The following is an 18604-nucleotide window of genomic DNA, read 5'->3' as shown; positions in this document are numbered from 1 at the left end:
CGCACGGGCCCACCGACACGATCGAGGCGACACGATGCCCCTGCTCGGCCGACTTCTGAAGAACCGCAGGGCGGGCGAGGCCCACACGGCGTGGCTACTGCCCCGCCTCCAGGGGCCCGACGAACTGGTCCTCAGCAGCAGGCATCTCACCGAGGGCGGTCCCTTCCCGCTCGAACACCGCGCAAGGAGCGCCGGCGGCGAGGATCTCTCGCCCCACCTGGCCTGGTCCGCGCCGCCGTCCGGTACGGCGCAACTGCTGCTGGTCGTCGAGGACATCGATGTCCCCACGCCGAAGCCCGCGGTGCACTGCACGGCCCTGATCGACCCGGCCGCCGGGCAGCTGGAGGCCGGCGCGCTGTCCGGCCGCGCCCCGGGCGCCGGGGTGCGGGTGCTGCGTTCCACCATCGGGCGCGGCTATCACGGCCCCGCCCCCATCAAGGGGCACGGGCCGCACCGCTACACCTTCCAGCTGTTCGCCCTCCCTTCCCCGGTGGAGGCCGCCCCCGGCGCGGCGCCGGTGGACCGGCTGCGACCCAGGGCCCTGCTGGCCGCCGTCGAGGGGCCGGTCCTCGCCCGCGGCAGGCTCACCGCGGTCCACGAGCGCTGACTCCCCCGCCCCCGCGGGGGCGGGCGGCCCCGGCGAGGCGTGACTTGCGCCCGGGGCGCCCGCGCGGTGCGGACGGCCGGGAACGGCCCCCGGGAAGGCGTGACTTCCGGCCCGGACCAAAGGATTCCGCCGTGGGCGAATGACCCGCCGGGAGACGGGCAGGCGGGCCGGTGGACGAGATCCGCCGCTGAGAGGTGATGTACATGGCCACCAGCACTCCCCTGGCGTCCGGTGAGGCGGCGACGACCACGGCAGGGCTGCCGGTGATCGCCGATCCGACGAAGGTCGCACCGCGGGACGCACGGGAGCTGTCGAGGATCTTCTTCGACCGGCTCCAGGTCCTCGAAGAGGGCACCCCCGCATACCAGTACGCACGCAACACCCTGATCGAGATGAACCAGACCCTGGTGCGGTTCGCCGCCAACCGCTTCCGCAACCGCGGCGGTGGCGAGATGGAGGACGTCCTCCAGGTGGGCACGATCGGCCTGATCAAGGCGATCGACCGGTTCGAGCTGTCCCGCGAGGTCGAGTTCACCTCCTTCGCGGTCCCCTACATCGTCGGCGAGATCAAACGGTTCTTCCGCGACACGAGCTGGGCCGTGCACGTGCCGCGCCGGCTCCAGGAGCTCCGGGTCGAGCTCGCCAGGGCCAAGGAGCTGCTGGGCACGCGGCTCGACCGGGAGCCCACGGTCAAGGAGCTGGCCGAGCTGCTCGACCTGCCGGAGGAGGAGGTCGTGGAGGGTCTCGTCGCGACCAACGGCTACACGGCAGGCTCGCTGGACATGCCGGCCAGCGGGGAGGGCGACTCCGGAGGCTCCGCCCGCACCTTCGCCGACGTGATCGGCGAGGACGACCCGGACATGGAGAAGGTCGAGAACCTGCACGCCCTGGCGCCGCTGCTGGACCAGCTCGACGAGCGGGAGCGGAACATCGTGCGGATGCGCTTCGGTTCCGAGATGACGCAGTCGCAGATCGGCGCCGAACTCGGTGTCTCGCAGATGCATGTCTCCCGGCTGTTGAACCGCATCCTGACCCGGCTGCGCGCCGGGATGCTCGTGGAGGAGTGACGCCCCGTCCGGGTGTCCGGGTCTGCGCCGTGTCGTCGCGCCCCGCTGACGCCGCCGCTCTGTCGTCGCCCCCCTGTCGCCGCCCCGCTGTCGCCGCTGCTCTGTCGCGGTCGCTCTCGCGGCCCGTCTGCCGCGCTCAGTCTCGCGGCCGGGCCTGCCGCGGTCGCCCCGCGTGGCCGGGGCCTGTCGCGGCCGCCCTGTCTCCGCCGGTCCGTCGCCGCCCGGGGGCGCTGTCAGTCCCGTGGTGAAGACTTGGACATCTGACAGAACCTCACGTCACGACACCAGGGGGCCCGGGATGACGGAGAGCACCGCGGGAGGGACGGCGCTGGCCGCGGCGTCGGCCGGGGAGCGGACCGCGGCGCGCGCCTATCTGCGGCTGCTGGCCGCTGTCCGGGCCGTGCTCCGCGACGCACCGGACACGCCGCAGGCCGGGCCGCTGCTCGCGGTTCCCCTCGCGGAGGCCGACGAGGCGCTGGGCGCGGCCGGTCTCGCGGGCAATGAGCGGGAGTTCCTGCGCCTGGTGGCATGGCAGGCCGCCGACGACGATCCGCGCCGCACGGCGCTCGACGCCCGGCCGCCCGCCTGAGGGCCTGGCGCGGGCGGGCGCTCCCCGGGCCCCGTGCCCTCGACAGCCGCGCGCTCCCCTGCCGCGCCGGTGGTCGGACAGCTGCCGTGCGGGGTTGTAGACCCGGTTGGCCTTCCAGAACATTCGAAGACAGCCAGGTCCATCCGGCCGGGGACGTACGGGAGGGGCGCTCGCCCGCGGTCAGCGTGTCGCCGAGGCGTGTGGGCTCGAAGGGGTGGCCGCCGTCCTGGAGGTCGAGGTTGGACGCGGCCTCCACATGCGGGCGCACCTCCTCGCCGCCGCTGACCGGACTGCCCACGCGCACCGGGGAGTTGCGCGGGTTCAGGCCCTTGACGGGGGTGCCGTCCCGCAGGTGGACGAGGCCCTCGCACTGGAAGCCGGGGGTGGCCTTGGTGAAGCCGGGGCCGAGCACGGCCTCCACGGTGCGGCCCGCCCACGCGGCGGGCGCCGTGCCGCTGACCGTGCACCACGTGGTGCCCCAGGGCGCGCCCCACGGGGTGCCGGGGGCGATCGGCACGGTGGGCGCCGCGCTCCTTCCTGGACGGGAACGGGTTCGCCGGGGGCGGCCCACATCTCGACGGCCAGCGGTGTCGACTCGGGTATACGGCGAGCCTGATGCGCTCGCGAAGGACGCGCGTCAGGCGCCCTTCGACCGGACTGCGGTCGTCGCGCATGAGGAACGGCTCCTGAATGACGAACGAGTGGGATGGGATGGGACGGGACGGGACGCCCGCTGGTCTTGGCGCGGAAACGCGGATGGTCCCTCAACCGCTCGCCCGACTGCGAAACGCGGAAGGCTGTGCCGGTGACCCCGTTGGACGGGTGACCGTACGGAACAGGGGTGTGCCGGGGGCCGCGCACGGGAGAGGGCGTGGGCCGCCGTGCCCACGCCCTCTCCCGGCTGTTTCCTTCCCCGCGGGGCCGCCGTTCTCTCCTCTGGCGGATGTCCCGCGCGTCACGCCGTGCGCGCCCCGTCCTCGCCGCCGTCCGCGGCGACCGGCGCGACGGCGGCGCTCTCGGCCGCCGCGGCGGCCCCGGACGGCCGGCGCGCGCCGACGACGGAGAGCGGCACCTGCGGGCCCGCGCACTCGCGCAGCCAGCGCCTGAGCACCCGGTGCACCTGCTCGGCGCCGGCCAGTTCCGCGCCGTCCTCGTCGGCGGGGCGCCCTGCGGCGGCCTCGGACAGTGCGCGCGGCGCCATCAGGAAGGCGTGGGACTGCTCGCCGCCGAGCCCGCCGTGCGAGCCGATCTGCTCCTCGAAGGCGTGCACCCGGCCGGTGCCCGGGTCGTACATCGAGTTGACCATGATGTCCGCGACGTGCGGGAAGGCGTCGGTGCGCCGGATCGCGGCGGCGGCGCCCGGCCCGAACCCGGCCAGCGGCCCCTCGCCGTCGGTGAGTTCGGCGAGCGGCACCTCGGCACCTGCGCGGCCGAGCACCAGCGAGCCGTGGCGCTCGCTGCGCACCAGCAGGAAGCCGATCCCGGGGTGGTGGGCGAGGGTGCGCAGCAGGGCGGGGTGGCGCGCGTCGATCTGCTCGCGGCTCATCCTGCCCGGCACGTCGGGGAAGGAGACGAGGCCGAGGTTGCCGGAGGCGAGGACCACGGGCTGCGGGCCGCTCGCGGCGCCCTCCTCCGTGGTGCCCTCGTGGACGGGCCGGTGCAGGGCGGCGCGTACCGCGTGCCGGGCCGCGTAGCGTGCCTCGGCGCCGCTGCGGGTGCGCTCGGCCCTGCGGGAGACCGGCAGGCCGCAGCCCGCCCTGACGAGGTCGCGCAGCGTCAGGCCGTACGCCGCCTCGAAGGTCTCCCCCGGGCTCTGCCCGTGGTCGGAGAGGAGGACGAGGTGGTAGGCGCGGGGCGCGTACGCGGTGGCGCGCGCGATCGCGCCGACGCACCGGTCGAGCCTGGCGAGGACGCGCAGCGCGTCGCCGCTGCGCGGGCCCGAGTGGTGGGCGACCTCGTCGTAGGCGACGAAGTCGGCGTACACGGCGGACCGTCCCGCGAGGACGTCGGCCATCACGGCGGCGACCACGACGTCCCGCTCGACGACCGTGGCGAACGCGCGGATCAGCGGGTAGAGGCCGCCGCGGCCGACCCGGGGCCGCTCGTGGCGCAGCCTGGCGCGGGTGGACTCGCCGACCTCCCTGACGACCTCGAAGGCGAAGGAGACGGCGGTGCGCACCGCGTTCGCGGGGTCGCGGAAGTACGCGAAGTACCCGGCGCGCGAGCGGTTGGAGCGGCCGCGCCTTGCGGCCATCGAGAGGACGAGGGCGAGTTGTTCCGCGCCGCCGCTGAACAGGTTGCCCCGGCTCGCGCCGTCGAAGGTGAGCAGCCCGCCGTCGCCGGTCCGCTCGACGGCACGGCGCTGGAGTTCCGCGGCGCTCGCGGGGCGGTTGCTGACGATGGTGCGTCCTGTGTCCTTCTCGTACCAGCGGAAGGCCGGCACGTCCTCGTTGGTGCCGTGCAGGATGGCGAGCTGGCTCGCGCCCGTCTGGCTGGACCAGTCGGTGCGCCAGTGGGTGAGGCGGTGGGTGCCGTCGGGGCCGAGGCGCTGCGCGATGTGCGGCAGCAGTCCGGCGTCGAGCGCCTCGGTGAGCACGCGGTGGCCCACGCCGTCGAGCTGGACGAAGACCGTGCCGGGCGGGCCGCCCGCGGCCTCGTCCTCGCCGTTCCTGCGGCGCCTGCGGCCCGCGGCGCGGGAGAGCCTGCGCGGGTAGGCGCCCTCGTCGCCCGCGGCGAGCGCGGTGGAGGTCGCGGAGGCGACGGCCGACATCACGGCGGCGACCACCACGGCGGTCTCGGGCCCCGCGTCGCCGCGGCCGTCGGGGATCAGCCGGAGCGCGACGAGCAGCAGCGAGCCGTTGAGGAAGAAGACGAGGAGGCCGAGCAGGAGCGCGGGCACCAGCAGCAGGGCGCGGACGAGCAGCGGCCACACGAGCGCGCTCAGCAGGCCGAAGGCTCCCGCGCCCCACGCGGCGGTCAGGGCGGTGTCGGTGGCGCTGTCACCGCCGGCCGCCTGGAGGTGGAAGCCCGGCAGCAGGGCGGCGAGTACGAGCATGGTGAGCGTGGACGCGGCCCACACGGTGAGCACGCGCAGCAGCGCCCTGCCCGTCGTACGCCACCGCCCGCGCTGTGCCACGGCCCGTTCCCCTCCGTCCCGGCCCGCGGCTCTGCTCCCGCGGGTACGGCCCCAGGGTGGCACAGCGGGTCACGGCGCAGGCCGGGCGGTGGGGGCGCGGGCGGGCGGGCGCGCTCGGGGGCGCGCACGAGGGCGGGCGCGCTGCCGGGGTGCGCCCGGGGAGCACCGTGCGGCGGCCGTGCGCGGGCTGCCGGGGCGTCAGCGGCCGTCGTAGCCGGCGGTCGGCATGGAGAGCCTGCGGTGGACGCCGGCCTTCATGCCCGCGCTGTACGACGGCTCGTCGAGCCGCGCGGTCTCCAGCGGCACGCGTCTGCGGGCGCACTCGGCGGCGAAGGCGTCCGCCGAGGTGAAGGCGCGGGCGAGTACGCGCTCGTTGGGCGCGACGAACAGGTCGACCACGCCGGCCTCGATGTCCACCCACAGGCCGGGGTGGTCGGGACGCACCCCGTACAGCAGGAGCTGCCTGGTGACGGTGAAGCCGCGCTCGGCGGCCCAGCGCGCGCACATCGCGTGCTGGCTGCGGGTGTCCACGAGGAAGGGCTCGCGCTCCAGTTCAGCGAGGGGGGTCAGACTGGCGATCGCCGCCACCCGCGCACCGGCCTCAGCCATGTCAGCCCCCGGCTGTCCCGAACCGTCCGTCGTGCGGGCGACCCTACCGCGCCCCCGTGGGCCGGTGGGAAGTGGTGCGCGGGCCCCTACGGGCGCGCAACGGGGCACGCCGGGGGCGGTCGCGCGACCCCCGCGCCCGCCCGCCGGGCGGAGGCACTGGTTCCGGTGCGGGGGCGGCAGCGTCACCGGCGCGTGGGCCGCCCCCGTAGGCTGAGGATCATGTCCAGCCGGGCCCGCACCCGGGGTCGAGGAAGCCGAGGTCGCCCGTGGGAGCCGTCATCACCTGGTGGGGCCATGCCACCTGCACGGTCGAGGACTCGGGGGTGCGGCTGCTGACCGACCCCCTGTTCGTGCGCCGGTTCGCGCACCTGCGGCGCAGGAAGGGCGCGCTGCCGACCGCCGACGCCGCGGTCGCGGACGCCGTCCTCATCTCCCATCTGCACTCCGACCACCTGCATGTGGGGTCGCTCACCCGGCTCGCGCCCGGCACGCTGCTGCTGGTGCCGCGCGGCGCGGCCCGCTCCGTGCCCGCGCTGCGGCGGCTCGACGCGCGCCGCAGCGCGCGGGGTCTCCGGGTGCGCGAGGTGGTGCCAGGCGACGAGGTCGAGGTCGGCCCGGTGCGGGTGCGCGTGGTGCCCGCTCGGCACGACGGGCGGCGGCTGCCGGTGGGGCCGCGCCTCTCTCCCGCGCTCGGCTATGTGATCAGCGGTGCCTCGCGTACGTACTTCGCGGGCGATACCGGCCTGTTCGACGGCATGGCGGACGCGGTCGGGCCGGTGGACGCGGCCCTGCTTCCGGTGGGTGGCTGGGGTCCCAACCTGGGGCCCGAGCACCTGGACCCGGAGCGGGCCGCGCGGGCCGCGGCCCTGCTGGCGCCCGCCTGCGCGGTGCCGGTGCACTTCGGCACGTACTGGCCGATCGGCTTCGACGGGGTACGGCCGCACGAGTTCCACACGCCGGGCACGGAGTTCGTACGGCAGGCGGAGCGGCTCGCGCCGGACGTCGCGGTGCACCTGCTGCGCCACGGCGAGAGCGTCAGGGCGCGGGTGGCGCCGTGCTGACGGGCGGCCACCTGCTCACGCAGCTGCTCGCGGCGCAGCCCCGGCTGCCCGGCGAGTCGGCCCAGCAGGCCGTGGGCTACCCGTCGATGTTCCTGCTGGTGGTGCTGGGCTCGCTGGTGCCCGTGGTGCCGACCGGCGCGGTGGTCAGCTCGGCCGCGGTGGTGGCACTGCACCAGTCGGACCCGCTGTCGATGCTGTACACGTTCCTGCTGGCGTCGGCCGCCGCGTTCCTCGGCGACCTGGGGCTGTACTGGCTCGGGCGGCGCGGCGTGGACTCGCGGAACGGTTCGCGATGGCTCGCGAAGCTGCGTGAGCACGCGCCGCCCGAACGGCTCGCGCAGGCGCAGGAGAAGTTGGCCGACCACGGGGTGGCCGTGCTGGTGCTCTCCCGCCTGGTCCCTGCGGGCCGGGTGCCGGTGATGCTGGCGTGCCTACTCGCGCGGTGGCCGTTGCGGTCGTTCGCGCGCGGTGACGTGTGGGCGTGCCTGACCTGGGCTGCGACGTACCAGCTGATCGGGATGCTGGGCGGCTCGCTGTTCCCGCGGCCCTGGCAGGGTGTGGTGACGGCGGTGGGTCTGACGGTCCTGGTCGCGGGCACCCCCGCCGTGTGGCGCCGGATACGCGCAGGCGGGCGGGCGGGGGACGCCGGCCGGCGGGGCGGGCAGGGCCAGCACACCTGACGGCGGCCCCGGCGGCGGGCGGTTCTACGCGCGGGCGGGAAGGGCCCGCGGGGGCGCGCCGGGGGCGGTCAGGCCGCCGCGAGCACCCGGGAGGCGCCGACCGGCAGGTCCCAGAGTTCGTCGCGGGGGCGGCCCGTACGCTCCCAGGCGGCCCGCACCCGGGTGAGGGGTTCGAGCACGGGCTCGCAGGAGAGCACGAAGGTGGCCCAGTGCATGGGCGCCATCCGGGCGGCGCCCAGGTCCGCACAGGCGAGGACGGCCTCTTCCGGGTCCATGTGCTCGGCGCGCAGCCACCAGCGGGGCTCGTAGGCGCCGATCGGCAGGAGCGCCAGGTCGATGCCGGGGTGGCGGCGGCCGATCTGGGTGAACCAGTCCCCGTAACCGGAGTCCCCCGCGAAGTGGACCGTGCGGCCGTGCGAGTCGCTGATCACCCAGCCGCCCCAGAGGCTGCGGCAGGTGTCGGTGAGGGAGCGCTTGGACCAGTGGTGCGCGGGCACGAAGTCGAACCGTACGGTCCTGCCGCCGGCGCCGGGCAGCTCCGCGCCCTCCCACCAGTCGAGTTCGGTGACCCGGGTGAAGCCGCGGCGCCTGCACCAGCGGGCGAGGCCCGCGGGCACGAACAGCGGGGTGCGGCGGGGCAGCCGCCTGAGGGTGGGGGCGTCGAGGTGGTCGTAGTGGTTGTGGCTGATGACGACCGCGTCCACCGGCGGCAGGTCCGCCCAGCGGACGCCGACCGGGGTGACGCGGGCGGGGGTGCCGAGGATGCGCCGCGACCACACCGGGTCGGTCAGGACGGTGAGCCCGGCTATCCGCACGATCCAGCTGGCGTGCCCGGCCCAGGTGACGGAGAGGTCGCCCGGCCCCGCGGGCGGCAGCGGGCCCGGGGCGAAGGGCAGCCGGGGGATGTCGCGCAGCCCTTCGGGGCCCGGCCTGACCGCGCCGTCCCTGACGAAGCGCGCGAACTCCAGGACGCCCGGCAGCGGGGCGGTGAGCCGGTCGGCGAACGATCTGGGCCAGTGGCTGCGCCGTTCGCCGACCGGGCGCGGCGCGGGCCTGCGCACGGCGGTCGCCGCCGCCCGGCCGAGGGGGCCCTGGTCCTGTCCGCTCTGCTGGATCGATTCCCTCACTGCGCTTCCGTCCCCTCCGTGCTGCCGGAGCTGCCGGAGCTGCCGGAGCTGCCAGTACCGTCCGTGATGCCGGTGATGCCGGTGGTGCGAGCGCTCCCGGTGATGCCGGAGCCGCCAGTGGCGCCAGTACCGTCCGTGATGCCGGTGATGCCAGTGATGCCCGTGGTGCGGGCGCTCGCGGTGATGCCGGAGCTGCCGGTGGTGCCAGTACCGTCCGTGATGCCGGTGATGCCGGTGATGCCGGTGGTGCCCGTGGCGCGGGCGCTCCCGGTGATGCCGGAGCCGCCGGAGCCGCCGGCGGTGCGGGACTCCCCCGCGCCGTGCCGCGCGGGTCGGCGTGCGATGCTCGGCGCGGCGGCGGAGGCGCTCAGCGCCCGCGCCACGTGCGGCAGTCCGAGCGGGGGCCCCGCGATGACGGACTCCAGCCGCTGTGCCGGGGTCACCCCGAGCCGCGGCGCCCTGGGCAGCCTGACGCGCAGCGCCCTGAGCTCGTCGTTGAAGCGGTGCCCGCCGTACACGGGGGTACCGAGGCGCTCGCCCAGGTGCTCCTCCAGGCCCATGGAGTCGGTGACGTCGACCGTGGCGAGCCGCGCGCGCAGCGGGCCGAAGTCGGCGTAGAGGTGACGGCCCGCCTCCGGCGGCCCTGCGAGAGCGCCCGCGGCCAGGACCGCGCGGTGCGCGGCGGCCGGCGCCCGGCCGTGGGCGACCGCGGCCACCTGGCCGGGCGCGGCGCGCAGGGCGCGCCGGGACCAGTAGCCGCAGGCCGCCTCACGCAGCAGGGCCCCGCCGCCCGGCGGCTCGGGGGCGGAGCGGCGGGCGGCGGTCCCGCACGCCTCGACCAGTTCGGCGAGCGCAGGCAGCCCCGGGTCGGGCGCCGACGGGCCGAAGCGGACGGGGCCGCGGTCCTCGTCGACCGTTCGCCTGAGGTGGCCGCCGTGCGCGGCGGGCCCTTCACCGCCTGCCGTCGCCCCGACAGATGGAGTCATATGCCCTTTATATAGAGGTTTGATAGTGCCTGCTCCTCGAACAGTGCCACCGGGTGCCGCCCCGCTCCCCTGCTACCCACGCCGGGCCCGCGCCGCACCCGGCCACCCGCACCGGCTAGCGGCCCGCACACGGGGTAGGCGGACGCGCATGGCAGACACTCGGGGCCTCGCGGGCCTGCTCACCTCCGCGGACAAGCGGGTCTTCAGATTCGCCGCCGCCCGGCACTGGCCTGCGGCGGAGCCCGTGCTGCCGCGGCTGAGCCGGGCGGCCGACCACGGCCTGCTCTGGGCCGGTGCGGCCGCGGCCGTCGCGGTTCTCGGCCGCGGGGCGCGCTCGCGCCGGGCCGCGGCGCGCGGCATGGCCTCGCTCGCGCTGGCCTCGGTCACGGTCAACACGGTGATCAAGCACGCGGCCAGGCGCGAGCGGCCGCGCCTCGACGTCGTACCGGTGATACGCAGGCTGAGCCGGCAGCCGGTCACCACGTCGTTCCCCTCGGGGCACGCGGCGTCCGCTGCCGCCTTCGCGACGGGCGTGGCGCTGGAGTCGAAGGGGTGGGGCGCGGTGGTGGCGCCGGTCGCCGCCTCGGTGGCGTTCTCCCGGGTGTACACCGGCGTCCACTACCCGAGCGACGTGCTCGCGGGCGCCGCGCTGGGTGTCGGCGCGGCGCTCGCGGTGCGCGGGATCGTGCCGACGCGCTCCCAGCTGCCGTCGCCAGGCCGGCCGTTCGCCGAGGCGCCGAGGCTGCCGGGCGGCGAGGGTCTGGTGGTCGTGGCGAACCGGGCGTCGGGCTCCGCCGAACTGGCGTCGGTGGTCTCGGACGCGCTGCCGCGCGCGGAGGTCGTCACGTGTGCGCCCGAGGACGTGCCGGCCGAGTTGGAGAGGGCGGCGCGCAGGGGCGCGGCGCTCGGCGTGCTCGGCGGCGACGGAACGGTGAACCGTGCCGCGCAGGCCGCCGTGCGGCACCGGGTGCCGCTCGCGGTCTTCCCCGGCGGCACGCTCAACCACTTCGCCTACGACCTGGGCGTCGAGTCCGTCCACGACACCTGCAGGGCGCTGGCCGAGGGCGAGGCCGTACGGGTCGACCTCGGACGCTTCACCCCGGGCCCTGACGGGCAGGCGCACGGCTACTTCCTCAACACGTTCAGCCTGGGCGTCTACCCGGACCTGGTGCGGGTGCGGGAGCGGTGGGCGCCGCGGCTCGGCGGCTGGCCCGCGGGGGTGCTCGCGGCCCTGGAGACCCTGCGCAGGGGACGGCAGCTCGACGCCGAGTTCGACGGGGTGCGCAGGACGCTGTGGCTGCTGTTCGCGGGCAACAACATCTACCAGCGGATGGGGCCGACGCCCGGCCACCGGCACGACCTGGCGGACGGGCTGCTCGACGTGCGGATCGTGCACGGCGGGCGGCTGCCGGGCGCTCGGCTGCTCGCGGCGGCGCTCGCGGGGCCGCTCAGCAGATCCCCGGTGCACGCGGCCGAGCGGATGCGCCGGGTGCGGATAGGAGGTCTCGCGCCGGGCACGCAGCTGGCGTACGACGGCGAGGTCACCGCCGCCCCGCCGGAACTGGTGCTGGACAAGGCCGTGGAGGCGCTGACCGTGTACCGGCCGCAAGTGCTCTCCGCGTCCGCCTTCTGAGCCGCGCCGCCCGATACCCGAGTCCAGTATCCGGTACGTACTGTCTCACCATCCAGGACCGGGTTTACGGTGATCCCGTCACGCGACCCGCGAGAAGGGAAGTCGCCCCATGGCCAAGGAGACCGCCGTCTACACCCACGGGCACCACGAGTCGGTGCTCAGGTCGCACCGCTGGCGCACCGCCGCCAACTCGGCCGCGTACCTCGTGCCCGAACTGCGTCCAGGGCAGGCGCTGCTCGACGTGGGGTGCGGGCCCGGCACCATCACCGCGGACCTGGCCGCCCTGGTGGCACCCGGCACGGTGACGGCCGTGGACGCCGCCGAGGGCGTGCTGGAGGCGGCGCGGACCGCGGCCGAGGAGGCCGGGGCGGACAACGTCCGCTTCGCGGTCGCCGACGTCCACGGCCTGGACTTCCCCGACGACTCGTTCGACGTGGTCCACGCCCACCAGGTGCTCCAGCACGTCGGGGACCCGGTGGGGGCGCTGCGCGAGATGCGCCGCGTGTGCAGGCCCGGGGGCGTCGTCGCCGTGCGGGACGCGGACTACGGCGCCTTCAGCTGGTACCCGCAGCCGCCGGAGCTGGACGACTGGCGCGACCTGTACCGCAGGGTGGCGCGCGCCAACGGCGGCGAGCCGGACGCCGGCCGCAGGCTGCTGTCCTGGGCTCGGGAGGCGGGCTTCACGGACATCACGCCGTCCGCCTCCACCTGGTTCTACGGGACGCCCGGGGAGCGGGCGTGGTGGAGCGGCCTGTGGGCGGACCGCACGGTGGCGTCCGCCTACGCGGAGCGCGCGACGGCGACCGGCGAGGGCACCCGCGAGCAGCTTGAGGCCATCGCCGAGGCGTGGCGCGCCTGGGGCGCGTCAGCGGACGCCTGCTTCGTCTGCCCGAACGTGGAGCTGCGCTGCCGCGCCTGACGCACCCCGCCCCGGCTGCGACGCGGCAGGCCCGCGCACGCGTCGGGGCGTCAGCCGCGGAACCGCGCCGCGTGGATACCGAACACCCCGTCCCCCGGGCGGGGTCCTCCAACTAATCTGATCAGCATGGAGATCCTCGGGACCACGCTGCGCATCTACGTCGACGACCTGGACCGGGCCGTGGTGTTCTACGAACGCCTCACCGGCACCCCGGCGCTCCGCTCCGAACGCGGTGGCGTGTCCGTCGCCGCGGTGGGCTGCTTCCTGCTGATGAGCGGTCCCGCCGCGGAGATCGACGTGCTGCGCAAGGTGACGGCGACCATCGCCGTGAAGGACGTCGCGGACACGGCGGCCACCCTCACGGAGGGCGGCGGCCAGGTGCTCGTCGGACCCGTCGAGACGCCGGGCGGCCGCAACCTCATCGCCCTGCACCCTGACGGCGCGGTGTTCGAGTACGTGGACCGGGCCCCGCAGCAGCCGTAGCCCGGCGCTCGCGCCGGGCCAGCAGCCCGTAGAGCACGGCGGGCACGGCGAGTCCGACGATCCACGAGATGTCGGCGCCGCCCAGCGGCCCCACGGCTGGACCGGTGTAGAAGCTGGTGGACAGGAAGGGGAACTGGGCGGCGAGGCCGACCGCGTAGCTGACGAGCGCGGTCGCGCGCCAGCCGCCGTAGCGCCCCTGCGGGTCGGTGAGCGCGGGGATGTCGTAGCGCTCGCGCGAAATCAGGTAGTAGTCCACGAGGTTGATAGCGGACCAGGGCGTGAAGAACGTCAGCAGGAACAGCAGGAAGTCGGCGAACGAGTCGAGGAACGAGTTGCGGCCGAGCAGCGCGACGGCCGTGCCCGCGACCATGATGCAGACGATGTACGCGCCCCGGCCGCGCCGCGAGAGCCGCCGCTGCCCGCGGAAGCCGCTGACGCTGGTGACGATCGACATGAAACCGCCGTACGTGTTGAGCACGTTGATGGTCAGCTTGCCGAGCGCGACGGCGAAGTAGAGGAACGCGGCGACCACCCCTGTGCCGCCGAGGCCCACCACGTAGCCGACCTGGTCGTCCACGAAGGCGCCGCCCGCGGTGGCGGCCACCAGCACGCCGAACGTCATCGACCACTGGGAGCCGAGCGCGGTGCCGCCGAGCGTCCACCAGAAGGTCGCCCTGGCGCTGGTCGTACGGGGCAGATAGCGCGAGTAGTCGGCGACGTACGGTCCGAACGCCAGCTGCCAGGACGCGGAGAGCGCCATCGCCAGCAGGAACATCGGGAGGTGAAAGGCCCGGTCGTGCAGGACCTCGCCCAGGTGGATGTGGTCGAGCAGCCGGATGCCGAGATAGACGAAGGCGATCGCGCACACGACGCTGGCGATCCGGCCGAGCGCGTGGATGATCCGGTAGCCGACGATCGCCATGGCGGCGGTGACGAGCGCGAAGACGACGATCCCCGCCACCGGGCCGAGGTGGGTGAGCTTGCCGACCGCCTGACCCGCGAGGACGGTGCCGCTCGCGAAGAAACCGATGTACATCACGACGACGAGCACCAGCGGCACCACCGCGCCCTTCACGCCGAACTGGGCGCGGGAGGAGATCATCTGCGGCAGTCCGAGGCGGGGTCCCTGCGCGGAGTGGAGCGCCATCACCGCGCCGCCGACGAGGTTGCCCGCGAGGAGCCCGACGAGCGACCACACCACGTCGCCGCCGAAGATGACGGCGAGGCCGCCGGTGACCACGGTGGTGATCTGGAGATTGGCGCCCAGCCAGAGCGTGAACTGCGAGAACGCGGTGCCGTGCCGCTCGTCGTCCGGCACGACGTCGATGGAACGCCGCTCGACCAGGGAGTCGGCCACGCGCTTCTCCGTTCCTCGGACGGTTGTGCATACGATCATGCAGAGTTCCGTTTGATGAATAGATTGTCAATACTCCGGGCACCGCTCCCCGGCCCCGGGCACGGCGGTCCCTGCATCCGCCACGCCGCGACGCGTTCCGGCCCCTGCGAGAGGCGCCCAGGGGCCCCGTACGGCACCGGAGCAGCCGACGAGACACCCTGGCGACCGCGCCCGACGGTCCGGGCTGCTCGGCATGGCGCCGTGCGGCCGGGGCGAGGCCTGGGAGGACCGCCGGCCCCGCGGGCGCGCCCGCGGGCCGCCAGGCGTGCCGGCCCTGGCGCACCCGCGCCGAGGGTGGCCGCCGCCTGGGGGCCGGCCAGCAGGCCCGTGCCGCAGTGGCCCCCCGCCGGGCACACCCCGACCCGGCGCGGGCGGCCACTGGCCGGCCGACGGGGGGACGTCAGCCGAGGGGAGACGTCACAGCGCGGCCAGCAGCCCGTCGAGCGGCGCCGGGGCCCGGCCCTCGCCGAGCGCCCGCACGAGGACGCCGCCGTAATGGATCTTGCGGCCGCTCGTCGTGCCGAGGAAGCGCCTGAACTGCTGCTGCGGCGCGCGCCCCCGCTGCGCGGGCTGGCGCAGGAAGGTCCGCAGGGGCCGCAGGTCGCCCTCCTCCTCGACGATCTCCGCCACGCGGGCCGTGCCGAGCACCCGGATGAGCTCGTCCTCCAGGTCGGCCGCGCAGACGAAGAAGCCGTCGGGCGCGGCCCCTGCCCGCTCGAACCCGCGCGCGTAGTACGGGCGCTCCGCCTCGTCGCACAGCCCGGCGAGGCGGAGCCCCAGCCCTGGCGGTCCCAGGAGGCCGGCGTAGCGCGCGACGCTCATCGCGCCGCCGATCGCCAGCACGCAGGCTCCCTCCGCCGCCAGGTCCCGGCCCCTGCTCCCGGCCAGCGCGTGGACGGCGGCGACGTCGCTCGGACCTTCGAGCAGGACGGCCGTGCGGACGGCGAGCCGCGCGGCCAGCTCCCGCGCGGGCCGGTCGGTGCCGCCCGCCGCCCACGCCGTCACCGCGTCCGTCAACTCCCCCATGTCGGCCATGGCGCCAGTCTCCGGCGCGCGCCCGGTGCGGCGCGAGGCGATTTCCGCGGGCGGGCCTGCCGGTCGGGCGCGGACCGCCGGCGGAGGGACCGCGCGGCCGCCCGCCGTCCACTGCCGGTCGCGCCCCGCCAGGCTCCGCTCACACCAGGCTCACCAGCAGGCTCGCGTTGAGCGCGACGATCACCACACTCACCGCGACCGCGGCGACCGTCGTCGCGCGGCGGTTCACCCAGGGACCCATCACCGCGCGGTCGCGGGTCAGGGCGACCAGCGGCACCAGCGCGAACGGGATGCCGAAGGAGAGCACGATCTGGCTCACCACCAGGGCGCGCGTGGGACTCATGCCGCTGCTGAGCACGGCGAGCGCGGGCGCGACGGTCAGCACGCGGCGCAGCAGCACCGGGATGCGCCGGCGCAGGAAGCCGCCCATCACCACCTGGCCCGCGTACATGCCGACGCTGGTCCCCGCGAGGCCCGACACGAGCAGAGCCAGGGCGAAAGCCCACGCGGCGAACGGACCTGCCAGGGCGCCGTACGCGTGGTGCGCGGCCTCGAGGGAGTCACCCGCGCCGGGGGCGCGGAAGTGGAACAGCGAGGAGGCCGAGATCAGCAGGGCCGCGTTGACCGCCCCGGCGAGCCCCATCGCGACCAGCACGTCGGCCCGTACATGCCGCAGCAGCCTGCGCCGTACCGGCACGTCGTGGCGCCCGTTCTCCAGCTCCAGGCTGAACCGGTCGCTGGTCAGGGCCGAGTGCAGATAGATCACGTGGGGCATCACGGTCGCGCCGACGATGCCGCCCGCGAGCAGCAGGCTCTCGCCGCCGTCGAGGCGCGGGACGAGGCCGCCGGCCGCCGGGCCCCAGGAACCGCCGGTGCCGAGCACCTGGCTGAGGAACGCCCCGAGCAGCAGCGCGAGGCACAGCGCCATCGCCACCTCGAACCGGCGCTTCCCGCCGCCGCTCATCGGCATCAGCACGAGGGAGGCGAGCCCGATCACCACGCCCCCCGCGGGCAGCGGCAGGCCGAAGAGGATGTGCAACGCGACGGCCCCGCCGACCACTTCGGCGAGGTCCGTCATCACGACGACCAGTTCGGCCTGCGCCCACAGGCCGCGCACCACCGGGCGGCGGTAGCGGGTCCTGCACAGCTCCGCGAGGCTCGCGCCGGTGGCGAGGCCGAGCTTGGCCGAGAGGTACTGGAGCAGCATCGCGACGATGTTCGCCGAGACGACCACCCACAGCAGCAGCGGCCCGAAGACCGCTCCCGCCTGCACGTTGGTCGCGAAGTTGCCGGGGTCGACATAGGCGATCGCGGCGACGAACGCGGGGCCGAGCAGGGTGTAGGAGATCCCGGCCCGCAGCCGGGGCTTGCGCTCCCCCGGCACCCGTCCCCCGCCCTGCGCTCTCTCCCGCGCCGCGGCCGGGGGCGGGCTCGCGCCCCGGGTGTGCTCGTGCGCGGGCACGCGGGACGCGTCGCCCGTGGTCTTACCGTCCATGGTCCGTTGCACCGCCTGCTGGTTCGGCCGACAGCGAGTGCCGGGAGGTCCGGCCGTCCGCACGGCGGGTGCGGGCGGCGCCGCCGCTGCCGGGGCGCCGCCCGCACCCGTGGACGCGCGGATCAGGGGATGTTGGAGGGCCGCACCAGGCCCTCGGCGAGGTCGCCGATCTCCGAGGAGGGGATGGCGCCCGGGTTGAGTACGACCTCCTCGACGATCAGCGTCTCGGTGGTCAGCAGCAGGGCGGCGATGGACGCGGCGCTCAGCAGCGCGCAGCGGGTCACCTTCAGCGGGTCGATGACACCGCGCACGAACAGGTCCGCGTAGTCGCCGCGCAGCGCGTCGAGCCCGCAGCCCGGGGGCAGGTGGGAGACCTTCTGCTCCGCGTCGTCGCCGTCGAGGCCCGCGTTGATGGCGATCCAGCGCAGCGGCTCCGCGAGCGACTTGGCGACGATGTCCCGTCCGACGGCGGCGTCGCCGGTGAGCCCGTCGAGGGCGGCGACGGCCGCACGGGTGTGCAGCAGCGCGGCGCCGCCGCCCGCGACGATCCCCTCCTCGGCCGCCGCGCGGGTCGCGGCGAGCGAGTCCTCAAGGCGCATCTGCTTCTCCTTGAGCTCCACGCCGCTGGCCGCGCCGACACGGATGACGGCCACACCGCCGGAGAGCTTCGCGATGCGCTCGCTCAGCTTGTCCCTGTCGTGCTCGTTGACCGCACGCTCCAGCTCGGTCTTGAGGTTCTCGATCCGCTCCACCACCTGCTGTTCGCTGCCCCCGCCGCCGAGGACCGTGGTGGACCGCTCGGTCGCGACGACCTTCTCCGCGCGCCCCAGGTCGGCGAGGGTGACCCCGTCGAGGGAGCGGCCCGCGGTGCCGGTGATGACCCGTCCGCCGGTGAGCGCCGCGAGGTCTTCGAGCTCCGCGATCCGGCGGAAGCCGAAGCCCGGCGCCTGCACGGCGAGCGAACGGAAGGTGCCGTGGGCCGCGTTGGTGACGAGCATGCCGAGCGCGGGCCCGTCGACGTTCTCCGCGACGACCACGAGCGGCGAGCCGGTGCGCATGACCTGTTCGAGTACCGGCATCAGCTCCTGCACCGCGGTGATCTTGGAGTCGCACAGCAGGATGTACGGGCTCTCCAGCACGCTCTCCTGCCGCGCCGAGTCCGTCACCATGTACGGGGAGATCCAGCCGCTGTCGAACTCAAGGCCCTCCACGTACTCGACGGAGAGGCCGAACGCGGAGGACTCCTCGACGGTGACGACGCCGGTGCGGCCGACCCGCGCCACGGCCTGCGCGATCGCCTCGCCGATCGCGGGGTCGTTGTTGGCGGACAGGGCCGCCACGCGCAGGAGTTCGTCGTCCGACGTGACGGGCCTCGACTGCTCCTGGAGGCCTGCGACCGCGCGGGCCACGGCGGCCTCGATGCCGTTCTTGACGAGGATCGGGTTGGCGCCCTCCGCGACGGCCGCGAGCCCCTCCCGCACGATGGCCTGGGCCAGCACGGTCGCGGTCGTGGTGCCGTCGCCGACCTCGCCGTTGGTACGGGTGGCGACCTCCTTCGCCAGCTGCGCGCCGAGGTTGGCGAACGGGTCCTTCAACTGGATCTCGCGGGCGATCGTCACGCCGTCGTTGGTGATGGTGGGCGGTCCCGTCAGCTTCTCCAGGACGGCGTTGCGCCCCTTCGGGCCGAGGGTGACGCGCACCGCGTCTGCCAGGGCGTTCACTCCGCTGAGCAGCAGTGCGCGCGCTTCGGAGTTGAAGCGCAGGTCCTTCGCCATGGCTGG

The 18604-nt window shown here is 75.3% G+C and carries 16 protein-coding genes and 1 pseudogene; 8 read left to right on the top strand and 9 right to left on the bottom strand.

Annotated elements, in window-relative coordinates:
* Positions 1-34 precede the first annotated feature (34 nt).
* From ABEA77_RS05035 to ABEA77_RS05025, 3 genes are all read left to right on the top strand, one after another.
* Positions 35-607, top strand: coding sequence for a YbhB/YbcL family Raf kinase inhibitor-like protein (locus ABEA77_RS05035; protein ID WP_345641739.1), 573 nt, complete (start codon positions 35-37; stop codon positions 605-607).
* A 203-nt stretch (positions 608-810) separates the two neighbouring features.
* Positions 811-1674 (top strand): RNA polymerase sigma factor SigF, encoded by an 864-nt coding sequence (locus ABEA77_RS05030; RefSeq protein ID WP_345641737.1) that lies wholly within the window; start codon positions 811-813, stop codon positions 1672-1674.
* Positions 1675-1972: 298 nt separating this feature from the next.
* A complete protein-coding gene (locus tag ABEA77_RS05025; protein ID WP_345641734.1) occupies positions 1973-2263 on the top strand; it encodes a hypothetical protein in 291 nt (96 codons plus the stop codon).
* Positions 2264-2385: 122 nt separating this feature from the next.
* Here the strand turns inward: ABEA77_RS05025 and ABEA77_RS05020 are convergent.
* From ABEA77_RS05020 to ABEA77_RS05010, 3 genes and pseudogenes are all read right to left on the bottom strand, one after another.
* Positions 2386-2937 (bottom strand): annotated as a pseudogene (locus tag ABEA77_RS05020) (alpha-mannosidase); the annotation flags it as partial.
* Between the two features lie 281 nt (positions 2938-3218).
* Positions 3219-5318: a phage holin family protein gene (locus ABEA77_RS05015; RefSeq protein WP_425588205.1), complete on the bottom strand. Its 2100-nt coding sequence runs from the start codon at positions 5316-5318 to the stop codon at positions 3219-3221.
* Between the two features lie 279 nt (positions 5319-5597).
* The gene (locus ABEA77_RS05010; protein ID WP_345641728.1) at positions 5598-6008 is read right to left on the bottom strand and encodes a hypothetical protein; all 411 of its coding nucleotides are present in this window, start codon (positions 6006-6008) and stop codon (positions 5598-5600) included.
* Between the two features lie 266 nt (positions 6009-6274).
* On the opposite strand from ABEA77_RS05010, the gene ABEA77_RS05005 reads away from it, so the two are divergent.
* Positions 6275-7069 carry an MBL fold metallo-hydrolase gene (locus ABEA77_RS05005; RefSeq protein WP_345641724.1) on the top strand — a complete coding sequence of 265 codons (795 nt, stop codon included), beginning with the start codon at positions 6275-6277 and terminating at the stop codon, positions 7067-7069.
* Positions 7070-7155: 86 nt separating this feature from the next.
* The gene (locus ABEA77_RS05000; protein WP_345642164.1) at positions 7156-7749 is read left to right on the top strand and encodes a DedA family protein; all 594 of its coding nucleotides are present in this window, start codon (positions 7156-7158) and stop codon (positions 7747-7749) included.
* A gap of 68 nt (positions 7750-7817) precedes the next feature.
* Here the strand turns inward: ABEA77_RS05000 and ABEA77_RS04995 are convergent, their stop codons facing one another.
* Both ABEA77_RS04995 and ABEA77_RS33915 read right to left on the bottom strand, forming a co-directional pair.
* Complete coding sequence (locus ABEA77_RS04995; RefSeq protein ID WP_425588204.1) at positions 7818-8864, bottom strand: MBL fold metallo-hydrolase; 1047 nt, start codon at positions 8862-8864, stop codon at positions 7818-7820.
* A gap of 8 nt (positions 8865-8872) precedes the next feature.
* The gene (locus ABEA77_RS33915) at positions 8873-9862 is read right to left on the bottom strand and encodes a hypothetical protein (RefSeq protein WP_425588196.1); all 990 of its coding nucleotides are present in this window, start codon (positions 9860-9862) and stop codon (positions 8873-8875) included.
* Between the two features lie 148 nt (positions 9863-10010).
* Between ABEA77_RS33915 and ABEA77_RS04985 the strand changes: the two genes are divergently transcribed.
* From ABEA77_RS04985 to ABEA77_RS04975, 3 genes are all read left to right on the top strand, one after another.
* Positions 10011-11495: a bifunctional phosphatase PAP2/diacylglycerol kinase family protein gene (locus tag ABEA77_RS04985; RefSeq protein ID WP_345641722.1), complete on the top strand. Its 1485-nt coding sequence runs from the start codon at positions 10011-10013 to the stop codon at positions 11493-11495.
* Between the two features lie 109 nt (positions 11496-11604).
* On the top strand, positions 11605-12414 hold the full coding sequence (locus ABEA77_RS04980) for a methyltransferase domain-containing protein (protein ID WP_345641720.1): 810 nt from the start codon (positions 11605-11607) through the stop codon (positions 12412-12414).
* 126 nt (positions 12415-12540) lie between these two features.
* A complete protein-coding gene (locus tag ABEA77_RS04975) occupies positions 12541-12897 on the top strand; it encodes a VOC family protein (protein ID WP_345641718.1) in 357 nt (118 codons plus the stop codon).
* Here the strand turns inward: ABEA77_RS04975 and ABEA77_RS04970 are convergent.
* From ABEA77_RS04970 to groL, 4 genes are all read right to left on the bottom strand, one after another.
* The gene (locus tag ABEA77_RS04970; RefSeq protein ID WP_345641715.1) at positions 12833-14293 is read right to left on the bottom strand and encodes a purine-cytosine permease family protein; all 1461 of its coding nucleotides are present in this window, start codon (positions 14291-14293) and stop codon (positions 12833-12835) included. The two genes, ABEA77_RS04975 and ABEA77_RS04970, sit on opposite strands and share 65 nt — an antisense overlap.
* Before the next feature lie 417 nt (positions 14294-14710).
* Positions 14711-15328 carry a TOPRIM nucleotidyl transferase/hydrolase domain-containing protein gene (locus ABEA77_RS04965; protein WP_345641712.1) on the bottom strand — a complete coding sequence of 206 codons (618 nt, stop codon included), beginning with the start codon at positions 15326-15328 and terminating at the stop codon, positions 14711-14713.
* A gap of 139 nt (positions 15329-15467) precedes the next feature.
* Positions 15468-16823, bottom strand: a complete 1356-nt coding sequence (locus ABEA77_RS04960; RefSeq protein ID WP_345641710.1) for an Nramp family divalent metal transporter — start codon at positions 16821-16823, stop codon at positions 15468-15470.
* Between the two features lie 122 nt (positions 16824-16945).
* Entirely contained in the window at positions 16946-18598 is a 1653-nt protein-coding gene (gene groL, locus ABEA77_RS04955; protein ID WP_345641708.1) for a chaperonin GroEL, read from the bottom strand.
* Between the last annotated feature and the right edge of the window lie 6 nt (positions 18599-18604).

Source organism: Streptomyces tremellae (genome assembly GCF_039540215.1).
Taxonomy (GTDB): Bacteria; Actinomycetota; Actinomycetes; order Streptomycetales; family Streptomycetaceae; genus Streptomyces; species Streptomyces tremellae.
Note: the sequence above shows the minus strand (reverse complement) of the source record. Positions and strands in the feature narration are given on the sequence as shown.

Bases quoted from the DNA above. Each gene is read 5' to 3' on its own strand.
- ABEA77_RS05035 (WP_345641739.1), top strand. From the start codon at position 35: ATGCCCCTGCTCGGCCGACTTCTGAAGAACCGCAGGGCGGGCGAGGCC.
- ABEA77_RS05010 (WP_345641728.1), bottom strand. From the start codon at position 6,008: ATGGCTGAGGCCGGTGCGCGGGTGGCGGCGATCGCCAGTCTGACCCCC.
- ABEA77_RS05015 (WP_425588205.1), bottom strand. From the start codon at position 5,318: ATGCTCGTACTCGCCGCCCTGCTGCCGGGCTTCCACCTCCAGGCGGCC.
- ABEA77_RS05000 (WP_345642164.1), top strand. From the start codon at position 7,156: ATGTTCCTGCTGGTGGTGCTGGGCTCGCTGGTGCCCGTGGTGCCGACC.
- ABEA77_RS33915 (WP_425588196.1), bottom strand. From the start codon at position 9,862: ATGACTCCATCTGTCGGGGCGACGGCAGGCGGTGAAGGGCCCGCCGCG.
- ABEA77_RS04960 (WP_345641710.1), bottom strand. From the start codon at position 16,823: ATGGACGGTAAGACCACGGGCGACGCGTCCCGCGTGCCCGCGCACGAG.
- ABEA77_RS04980 (WP_345641720.1), top strand. From the start codon at position 11,605: ATGGCCAAGGAGACCGCCGTCTACACCCACGGGCACCACGAGTCGGTG.
- ABEA77_RS05030 (WP_345641737.1), top strand. From the start codon at position 811: ATGGCCACCAGCACTCCCCTGGCGTCCGGTGAGGCGGCGACGACCACG.
- ABEA77_RS04975 (WP_345641718.1), top strand. From the start codon at position 12,541: ATGGAGATCCTCGGGACCACGCTGCGCATCTACGTCGACGACCTGGAC.
- ABEA77_RS05025 (WP_345641734.1), top strand. From the start codon at position 1,973: ATGACGGAGAGCACCGCGGGAGGGACGGCGCTGGCCGCGGCGTCGGCC.
- ABEA77_RS04965 (WP_345641712.1), bottom strand. From the start codon at position 15,328: ATGGCCGACATGGGGGAGTTGACGGACGCGGTGACGGCGTGGGCGGCG.
- ABEA77_RS04970 (WP_345641715.1), bottom strand. From the start codon at position 14,293: ATGATCGTATGCACAACCGTCCGAGGAACGGAGAAGCGCGTGGCCGAC.
- groL (WP_345641708.1), bottom strand. From the start codon at position 18,598: ATGGCGAAGGACCTGCGCTTCAACTCCGAAGCGCGCGCACTGCTGCTC.
- ABEA77_RS04985 (WP_345641722.1), top strand. From the start codon at position 10,011: ATGGCAGACACTCGGGGCCTCGCGGGCCTGCTCACCTCCGCGGACAAG.